Genomic DNA, 9,924 nt, shown 5'->3' on the forward strand with positions numbered 1-9,924 from the left:
TCTCTCACGTTATATTTTTATCAAAAACAAATACAGAAACTGCAATATCTTCTTCTACTTTCATATCTGAAAACAAATTCACTAATTTCGCTCCAACAAGTTCCTCCAAATGTTCACGGGAATTCGCAGCATACACTTCTTGAATCATTTTCGTTCTAGCCATATGAACCATTTCCGCACCGTCCATCGTACTTGAAATAAATTTTTCAGTAGGTGTTAAGTTTCCATAAAGAGTCGCTATAGCCATATTTTCCGCAAAAACAGTATGAATTCGTTCTGGTCCTTTTCCGAAAAGTTCCTTTCGAAGTTTTCGTATCATATCATTAAATTCATGTACTTTTTTTGACATACAATTATACCTCCCAAAAGCCTCATTTTACTCTATTATATATTTTACCAAAATGAGCCTTCCGCCCAAACTATTTCCTACAAATATTTGGGCGGAAAGGTTCACTTCATGAAGTTTATTCGTCTTTTAACCCTTTCCCCATACCTTTTAAGAAATGAAGCCCAAACCCGATAGCACGGTTAATATCTGGGTCTTTCAATACTTTCATAAGATCGAATACCCCTACTTTTTTATTACTTTCTAGATGTTCATTACCTTCTTCTAGCCCGACTAATAAACTACCTATAAGCTTTTTCGTAAGTTCTGGGTCAAGTTCAGTTAACGCACCTGCAGCGCCCATCATATTATTAATTAAATTTGTAACAGGCTCACGAGTTACTTGACCTAGAACAATTTTCGCAATTGGTTCTTTCGCTTTTAGCATTGAATTTGCAGCTTCTAGCATTCCAATGTCATTTAATTCCCCTACTATATTAAACATCTGATTTAGAGCTTCTTCATTATTAGTTAGAAGCTCTTTTAAATCATCTAACTTTTGCTGTTTTATTTCTTCCTCAGTTAATTCTTGTTTTTGAATCATTTTTATAGGTGCAGCCATAGTTTTCTCCTCCTACTTATCCGTTAAATGCACATATCCTGGACGTGCCCACTTACGATGTACCTCAATTCCAGCTTGAGGGTGACGTTTTTTATTGCGTGGGTTCGCTTTTGGCATCGGATTTTCGCCATCAACTTCTAATACTTCCATACGTACTTTTGTTTGTTTATACGCAGGTGTATTCGTACGTACATCCACAGCAGGACCTGTTAAGAAATTAATTGCCGTTTCGTTATCTGTAGAGTTCATCGGTAAATATAACTCATTCGCTTTTACACGATCTGTAACGAGTGCACGTAATTTTAATGCTCCAAAAGGAGAGACAAGACGAACTAACGAACCTGTTTTTACGCCACGTTCTTTTGCAAGGTCTGGAGAGATTTCAACGAAAACACCAGGTACTTTCGTTTGAATACCTGTTGATTTATTTGTCATATTCCCTTCATGGAAATGCTCAAGCATACGACCGTTGTTAATGTGAAGGTCAAACTCAGCTGGAAATTCAGCTGGACGTACCCAGTCAGCAATCGCAAAACGAGCCTTTTTATCTGGGAAGTTAAATCCGTCTTGGAACAGAAGTGGTGTATTCGTTCCATCAAAACTTCCCCAATGGAAACTGTTCCATCCTTCAAGCACTTCATAGTTCGCTTGCGAGAACAATGGTGATAAACTTGCCATCTCAGCAAAGATTTCACTTGGGTGGCTATAATTCCAGTTTGCACCTAGTTTATTCGCAACTTCCTGGACGATCCACCAGTCTGGTTTCGCATCTCCTAGCGTAGGAAGAACTTGATATAATCTTTGGACACGGCGCTCTGTATTTGTGAAAGTACCTTCTTTCTCAAGAGATGGCGCTGCTGGTAATACAACATCTGCATATTGAGCAGTTTTAGAAAGGAAAACATCTTGCACAACGAAGAAATCAAGGCTCGATAACACTTCATGTACATGATTTGCATTAGAATCTACAAGAGCCATATCTTCTCCGACAAGATACATTGCTTTCATTTTTCCTTCGTCAATTGCGTGAAGCATTTCGATATTATTAAGACCTGGTTCACTATCAATTTTCACTCCGTAAGCAGTTTCAAATTTCGCACGTTCCATTTCGTTAGTAACGTGCTGATATCCTGGAAGCCATCCTGGTAAAGTCCCCATATCACAAGCACCTTGTACGTTATTGTGGCCTCGAAGTGGGTATGCGCCTGCTCCTGGACGACGGTAGTTCCCTGTTGCAAGAAGTAAGTTTGAAATTGCAGCGGAAGTATCAGAACCACCTGTATTTTGCGTTACCCCCATACCCCAAAGGATACATGTACCATCTGCATCACGAATCATTCCAGCCATTTGAATAAGCGTTTCTTTTGAAATGCCTGTTACTTCTTCTGCATATTCAAGTGTATATTCCTCTAGGCTTTCTTTGAAATCTTCAAAGAAGTTTACATTCTCATTAATGAATTCCTGATCATGCCAACCTTGATCAATCATATATTTCGTAACAGCCATTAACCAAACTTGATCTGTTCCTTGTTTTGGACTAATAAAGACATCTGATCGCTCTGCCATTTCGGTTTTACGAAGATCAGCTACAATTAACTTTTGTCCGTGTAATTTATGTGCACGTTTAATACGTGTAGCTAGAACAGGATGACCTTCTGTCGGATTACATCCTACAATAATAACAAGACCAGATTGCGCAATATCTTTAATCGTTCCGGCATCACCGCCCATACCAATTGTACGGAACAAACCATCCGTTGCTGGTGATTGGCAATAACGTGAGCAGTTATCAATATTATTCGTTCCAAATACTTGTCGAGCTAATTTTTGAATTACATAATTGTCTTCATTTGTAATTTTAGAGGAAGAAATAAATCCGATAGAACCTTTACCGTACTCTTCTTTAATAGCGCCTAATTTATTTGCAACTACATTCAGTGCTTCTTCCCATGTAGATTCAACAAACGTTCCATTTTTACGAATTAAAGGTTTTGTTATTCGTTCTTTAGAATTTACGAAATCCCAACCAAATTTCCCTTTTACACAAGTGGAAATTGCGTTAACTGGTGCATCTGAAGATGGCTGTACTTTAAGAATTTTACGCCCCTTCGTCCACACTTCAAACGAACAACCTACACCACAAAATGTACATACTGTTTTCGTTTTCTTCGTACGAGTATCACGCATGGCCGCTTCCACTTCTGATACCGCAAAAATACCGCTATATCCAGGCTCAACTTCTTTAATTAAATCTACCATCGGTTCAAGAATATCTGGTTTTAATCCCGTCATAAATCCAGCTTCACCGAGCATCGTTTTCTCCATTAAAGCGTTACAAGGACAAATCGTTACACATTGACCACAGCTAACGCATGAAGAATCATTAATATTTACTCCTTCATCCCAAATAACTCGTGGGCGTTCCGCTTCCCAGTCTATCGATAACGTTTCATTTACTTGTAAGTTTTGACACACCTCAACGCATTGACCGCATGCAATACATTGATTAGGATCATAGCGATAAAACGGATGCGTCATATCAACTTCACTTACATCTACTTTCGGTTCATACGGATATTTTTGATGTTCAATTTCCATTAATTCTGCTGTATTATGCAGTTTACAGTTCCCATTGTTGTTGTCACATACTGTACAGTATAATAAATGATTTTCTAGTAACCGATCCATCGCCTCTGTTTGTGCTTCTTTTGCGCGAACAGAAGCACGTTCAATGTTCATACCTTCCGTTGCTATCGTCGAACAAGAACGCATTAACTTTCCGTCAACTTCTACAATACAAGTGTCACATGTTTGAATAGGATCTACTTCTGGCACGTAACAAATTTGCGGATGTTCAATCCCGTTCTCATTAATAACACCCAATATCGTTGAACCGGGCTCCGCTGTATACTTTTTTCCGTCAATTGTAATATGAACCATGTTGTTATTCATGGTCTTTCCCCCTTTTTGAGAATAAAAAAACTCCACCACGAAAATATACGCACCACATTTCGGCACGTTATTATCATGGTGGAGTAGTTTATTAGCACATCTTGCTAAAATACCAATCCATTTATTCATAAATAAAACGATAGAGTCATAACAGGTCATATCACGATTCCATCTTTAACACTATAATTATAGCGTTAAAGTTAAAAATATACAATATAAAATTTAAACTACGCATATGTCAGCTTGTAACTATCCATAATAACCCATATAAAGTGAAACTTTAATCAGTGGGGGGTTTTCTTCATCCCCCACTGATTATCAGCCCTCACCAATCGGGATAAAACATAACAAGGAGTAAGCGAACAAATGGGGTCTTTTAATAAATGGATTCGTGGTGAAAAATCTCTTTCTACCCAAGAGCAAGCTGATTACGCATTAAATAAATCTATCTCTTCTTCCCTTTCCCTTAATTTAAAGCACTTGTCCAAACTGTTTAGCGGTATTCCAGAATTAATAACACGCACTTTTCCATTAAAAAACGGACAGGAAGCTGCACTCATATATATGGAAGGACTTGTAGACAAAACTGTTATTAACGTAAACATTCTTCGTCCTCTCTTATTTAAAGATTGGAATGAAGACGATTTTTGGAAAGCCTCTGTTTCTATCGGAAATATTAAAAAAGTTCAACAGTGGACAGACATTGAACAATCTCTTTTACACGGCAAAAGTATTTTATTTATAAACGGACAACTATCCGCTTTAGAGCTCGATACGCAAGCGGCACCAAAAAGGAGTATTGAAGAACCTACAACAGAGAGCTCCATAAAAAGCTCACACGAAGGATTTAATGAAGTAGCGAGCGACAGCCTTGCACTTATTCGTCGATATATTCCAAATCGCGAACTGAAAGTGAAGGAATTCACTGTTGGTGAACGAGCTACTTCAAAGGTTTTTTTGCTTTATCTAGCAGATGTTGCGAACGAAAATGTCGTAAAAGAAATGGCATCCCGTATCGAGTCAGTAAAAGTTGATGCGATTCTTACTACTGGTGAATTAGAGGGGTTTGTTGAAGATAATTCATTTACTCTCTTTCCGCAATTATCAATAACTGAACGCCCCGACACAACAGCACATCATATTCTTGATGGGCGAATTGCCGTTGTTGTAGATCGCTCACCAGGCGTATTAATAGGACCTATGACCTTTTCATCCTTTTTTCAGACGATAGATGATTACAGCTTCAGACCTATGATTCCATCTTTTATACGACTCCTTCGTTTCACTGGGCTATTTATTGCAATATTTGCTCCTGCTCTTTATATTGCTATGATTTCCTTCCATTATGAAGTGATTCCGCTCAAATTGTTGTTAACGATTGGAGAATCTCGAGCCAAAATTCCTTTTCCTCCCATATTAGAAGCTTTATTAATGGAATTAGTTCTCGAAATGCTCCGAGAAGCAGCGATTCGGCTTCCTGGACCTGTTGGGCAAACAATCGGCGTCGTAGGAGGAATTGTAATTGGACAAGCTGCCGTTCAAGCTGGGATTGTTAGTAACGTTATGGTTATCGTCGTATCAATTACTGCGGTTGCCTCCTTCATTATTCCTAACTTAGAAATGTCAGCAGGAATTCGGCTTCTTCGATTCCCAATGATGATAGCCGCCTCTTTATTTGGCGTCATTGGAATTATGGTTGGGATGGCAATCATTATTATTCATATACTTTCTATGGAATCTCTCGGTGTTCCTTATGGTAGTCCTTTTTCTCCGTTATTTGCTTCGGATTTAAAAGATACCCTTGTACGTTTCCCATGGAAATTTATGAAGAAACGGCCACTATCTCTACAATTAAAACAAGATAACCGGCAAAGAGATGTTGAGGAAAAGGAGGATAATAAGTGACAAAACGTGCAAAGAGGGAGATTAGTTTATTTCAATACATTTTAACGATTAGTGGTGTTCAAGTAGGATTCGGTGTCCTTACACTTCCGCGTGAAGTTGCACAAGGGGCAAATACAGATGGCTGGATGTCTATTATTATTGGATGTGCTCTCACTACTTTAGTCAGTTTATGTATTGTGAAAATTATGGAAAATCATCCTGGATATACTTTACTCGATGTGCTAACTCGTTATCTTGGGAAGTGGCTAGGAAGAGTAGGAATGATTTTTTGGATTTTATATGCTGTCCTTGCAGCTATTTCCTTAATTTTTTCCCTCTTATACGTTATTCACATTTGGATTTTACCTAGAACTCCAATGTTTTTAATTATGATTTTACTATCTATTCCAATGTTAATGCTAGCATGTAAAGGCGTTCTTATTATAAGTCGCTATGCTGTTTTCACTGTATTTTTCACACTATGGATGCCTTTTCTATTGTTTATTCCGCTTAAAGATGGGCATTGGATTTATCTTCTTCCTCTTCTTAAAGAAGGCTGGATACCAGTTTTAAACACAGTAAAATCAACTATCATTGCGTTTCTCGGATTTGAGTTTGCATTTGTCCTTTATCCTTATCTCAGTAATAAATCATCTGCAAAAAAAGGAATTGTTCTTGCGAATTTGATTACGCTATTTATTTATCTTCAAGTCACCTTTGTCTCTTTTGTTTATTTTAGTCCAGATGGTATAACAAAGTTTTTATGGCCGACTCTTTCTCTTGTTACACCGTTTCACTTCTCATTTCTTGAGCGATTTGAAATTATCTTTTTGTCATTTTATCTCTTTATTATTTTTGATTCCTGTATTCCTTATATTTTCACTGCTTCAGATGGAATTAATCAATTTCTTAACAAAAAAGGCAGTTCATTACCTATTTATGTTTTATTATTCGGGTGTATTTTCATCTTATTCTTTTATATCCCTTCTTCTTATCAGATAAGTGCGTTGCGGGAATTTTGGGGAACTGCTAGTTATTTTATCGTTTTTCTATTCCCAGTCGTATTTCTCTTATACATGACACTTTATCAGCATTGGAAAAGGAGAAGAGTTTAAATGAGGCGCTTTATTCATTTCACTATACTTTACTTTCTCATAACCTTTTTAACAGGCTGTGGAGATCGACTCGACTTAGAAAAACAATCGATTTCATTAATTTACGGCTTTGACGCAAAAGCAAAAGGAAAATTAATTGTGTACCACGTGAATCCTATTTTTAATGAAGACGTAGAAAAAAAGTACGAAACACATGAAGCGAAAGTACGTACACCTCGAGAAGCAAAAGCAACGTTTAATAGCTCAAGTGGCGGTTTAGTATCTACAGAAAAGTTACAGCTCATTTTATTTAGCACAAATTTTTTAAAACAAGAAGGGGCTATGCCTTACCTTGATGTTTGGTATCGTGATCCTAAAAACACTGGAAACATGCGCATGGTTGCAGTAGACGGTCCAATTTCTTCAGTTATATATAATAACTTTAAAGATAAGCCTGCCCTTCCCGAGTATTTAACAGATTTAATTAATACGAACAAACTGTACAATCGGACCGTTTTTACGACATTCCATGAATTTCACAGGCAAACGTTTAATAAAGGTATAACACCTGCTATTTCAGAAATAAAAAAAGGTAAAAAGGATGTTATCGTTACTGGTTCCGCGCTATTAACTTCTCGCGGAATTTATAAAATGTCATTAAATCGTTATGAAAGCGCCCTTCTTCTTTTGTTACAAAAGAAAGCGAATACACCGGTTTCGCTTACATTGAAAATCCCTTCTACTTCAGTTGAAAGTAATAGTGATTTAAAAGATACCGATGGCGGCGATTTCGTAACAATAAATGTTCTTAGCATGAATCGTGATATCCATACAGATTATAGCGATAACCACTTCAAATTTCATGTTAAAATGGATTTGAAAATTGCTGTCTCTGAACTTACATTCAATATGGATATAGACAAAGATAGAAAGAAATTAACTTCTCTTATTACAAAACAACTAAACAAAGATTTGAACGATTTAATCCACAACATTCAAAAACAGCAACTTGATCCATTCGGATTTGGTGATTATGCGAGAGCGTTTCAATATAAAGAATGGAAACAAGTCGAAGATGATTGGCCGAGTGCCTTTTCAAAAGCTAATGTGAAAGTGGCACCAACTATTAAAATTTTAGAAAATGGGATTATTAAATAGAAAAAACACGCTACTTGTTCTTATATGAATAAGTAGCGTGTTTTCATTTCCATTACAAGTATTATTTCAATGGACTATACTTTATTTCTATTTCTATTTCTATTTCTATTTCTAACATTACTATGTTTTTTAGCATATACAAAATATATGAAAACACCTATTATAATCCATGCCACAAAACTAATTAAAGTAAGCTTAGAAAGGTTCAAAGCTAAATATATACAACTTACTATCGAAACGATAGGTAAAAAAGGTACTAGAGGAGCACGGAATGGCCTCTTCATATTAGGATGTGTCTTTCTTAATACAATGACAGCTATAGATACAAACACAAATGCTGTTATCGTTCCCATATTCACTAAATTAGCTAATAAATTCAAATCCACTAATCCCGCTAATAAAGCTGCTAGTATACCTGTAACCCATGTATTAAAAAATGGAGTTTGTAAACGTTTATGGACACTTGAAAGTCTTTTTGGTAACAATCCATCTCGACTCATCGAGTAAGATACACGAACAAATGCAAACATAGCTACTAACAGAACTGTTGTTAGCCCTGCTATCGCTCCCACCGATAACAACCCAGCAATTCTATCTTCTCCTACAGTGCGCAACGCATATGCAACAGGATCAGCAACATTTAATTCCGTAAACGGAACCATTCCAGTTAACACGAATGAAACACCTACATATAGAACCGTACAAATGAACAAGGAAACAAGTAGCCCGATTGGCACGTTACGTTGTGGACGCTTCACTTCTTCTGCGGCTGTTGCAACTGCATCAAATCCTAAAAAAGCAAAAAATACAGTAGCAGCGCCTCCTACCACACCGTGAAAACCAAACGGTAGAAATGGTTGCCAATTCTCTGGTCTTACATATTGTGTCCCTACAACAATAAACCCTACAATAACAGCCAGTTTAATAATAACCATTATATTATTTATTCGTGCACTTTCTTTTGCACCACGGCTTAATAAAAATGTAACAACTAAAATAATAAGAACTGCTGGTAAATCAATGATTCCACCCTTCCCCATTCCTGGTGCCGAAGCAAAAATCGTAGGAATGTGAATATTAAAACCTAGTAGCAATGACTGAAAATATGCTGACCAGCCTGCTGCAACCGCAGAAGTCGCTAATAAATACTCCAGCATAACACACCAGCCAACTATAAATGCAAAAATCTCACCTAGTGTCATATATGTATATGAATATACACTTCCCGAAACTGGAACTGTAGATGCAAATTCAGCATAACAGAAAGCTACACATGCACATATAATTGCCGCTAATACAAAAGATAATACAATCGCCGGACCAGCATGTTTCGCTGCTACAATACCAGTTAATACGAAAATACCTGTACCAATAATTGCTCCAATCCCTAAAAGAGTTAGATCAATCGCTCCTAAAGTTTGATTCAATACTTTTTTCTTTTCTTCATCCATTGCTTTCTTTATGAAAAGACTCATTCTTTGAAACCTCTTTTTCAAGTTTATCTCTTACTTGTTACATTCTTTATTACTGTTCTATTTTAAAAATAAAAATATACATAGTTCACTTCCCCTATAGACTTAGTAACCCACCTCAAAAAAAACAGAAAAATCAATCTCTTTATGCCGTATTGAATTTTCAAAATATTAATCGTACCAAAAAACCATTAAGAATGCTGATTGAATTTATCATACAATTAATTATATTGTCAATAATAAATCAATCAAAAACAATCGGTTGATTATGTATCAAATGTTATTTTTATACATAATTATTTTCTCAAAAACATTGTTGTTTTCCACCTTAATATTCATACACATTTTATTACATTGATTTTCATACAATTTTCATTACATACAATGCAATAAAAATTAAAATAACCTCAAATGAAT

General features: G+C 36.3%; 7 protein-coding genes. 3 read left to right on the forward strand and 4 right to left on the reverse strand.

The window, feature by feature from the left end:
- Window positions 1–4: 4 nt before the first annotated feature.
- The 3 genes from DN401_RS23790 to fdhF form a co-directional block, all read right to left on the reverse strand.
- Window positions 5–349, reverse strand: coding sequence for a Na-translocating system protein MpsC family protein (locus tag DN401_RS23790; RefSeq protein WP_000039582.1), 345 nt, complete (start codon window positions 347–349; stop codon window positions 5–7).
- Window positions 350–464: 115 nt separating this feature from the next.
- Entirely contained in the window at window positions 465–947 is a 483-nt protein-coding gene (locus DN401_RS23795) for a helical membrane plugin domain-containing protein (protein ID WP_000729897.1), read from the reverse strand.
- A gap of 12 nt (window positions 948–959) precedes the next feature.
- A complete protein-coding gene (gene fdhF, locus DN401_RS23800; protein ID WP_001063638.1) occupies window positions 960–3,899 on the reverse strand; it encodes a formate dehydrogenase subunit alpha in 2,940 nt (979 codons plus the stop codon).
- 366 nt (window positions 3,900–4,265) lie between these two features.
- Here fdhF and DN401_RS23805 point away from each other — a divergent pair, with 366 nt between their 5' ends.
- Genes DN401_RS23805 through gerSC form a run of 3 tightly spaced genes read left to right on the forward strand, consistent with a single transcriptional unit; the run spans window position 4,266 to window position 8,035 of the window.
- A complete protein-coding gene (locus DN401_RS23805) occupies window positions 4,266–5,804 on the forward strand; it encodes a spore germination protein (protein ID WP_000534523.1) in 1,539 nt (512 codons plus the stop codon).
- Window positions 5,801–6,898: an endospore germination permease gene (locus DN401_RS23810; RefSeq protein WP_071739326.1), complete on the forward strand. Its 1,098-nt coding sequence runs from the start codon at window positions 5,801–5,803 to the stop codon at window positions 6,896–6,898. Before DN401_RS23805 ends, DN401_RS23810 begins: the two co-directional genes overlap by 4 nt.
- On the forward strand, window positions 6,899–8,035 hold the full coding sequence (gene gerSC / locus DN401_RS23815) for a spore germination protein GerSC (RefSeq protein WP_001252213.1): 1,137 nt from the start codon (window positions 6,899–6,901) through the stop codon (window positions 8,033–8,035).
- Between the two features lie 74 nt (window positions 8,036–8,109).
- On the opposite strand, the gene DN401_RS23820 is transcribed toward gerSC, so the two are convergent.
- Window positions 8,110–9,510, reverse strand: coding sequence for an APC family permease (locus DN401_RS23820; protein WP_141540663.1), 1,401 nt, complete (start codon window positions 9,508–9,510; stop codon window positions 8,110–8,112).
- Window positions 9,511–9,924: the final 414 nt, after the last annotated feature.

The sequence above is a fragment of the Bacillus sp. BF2-3 genome, from assembly GCF_008368795.1.
GTDB lineage: Bacteria > Bacillota > Bacilli > Bacillales > Bacillaceae_G > Bacillus_A > Bacillus_A cereus.

Bases quoted from the DNA above. Each gene is read 5' to 3' on its own strand.
- DN401_RS23805 (WP_000534523.1), top strand. From the start codon at position 4,266: ATGGGGTCTTTTAATAAATGGATTCGTGGTGAAAAATCTCTTTCTACC.
- DN401_RS23790 (WP_000039582.1), bottom strand. From the start codon at position 349: ATGTCAAAAAAAGTACATGAATTTAATGATATGATACGAAAACTTCGA.
- DN401_RS23820 (WP_141540663.1), bottom strand. From the start codon at position 9,510: ATGAGTCTTTTCATAAAGAAAGCAATGGATGAAGAAAAGAAAAAAGTA.
- fdhF (WP_001063638.1), bottom strand. From the start codon at position 3,899: ATGAATAACAACATGGTTCATATTACAATTGACGGAAAAAAGTATACA.
- gerSC (WP_001252213.1), top strand. From the start codon at position 6,899: ATGAGGCGCTTTATTCATTTCACTATACTTTACTTTCTCATAACCTTT.
- DN401_RS23795 (WP_000729897.1), bottom strand. From the start codon at position 947: ATGGCTGCACCTATAAAAATGATTCAAAAACAAGAATTAACTGAGGAA.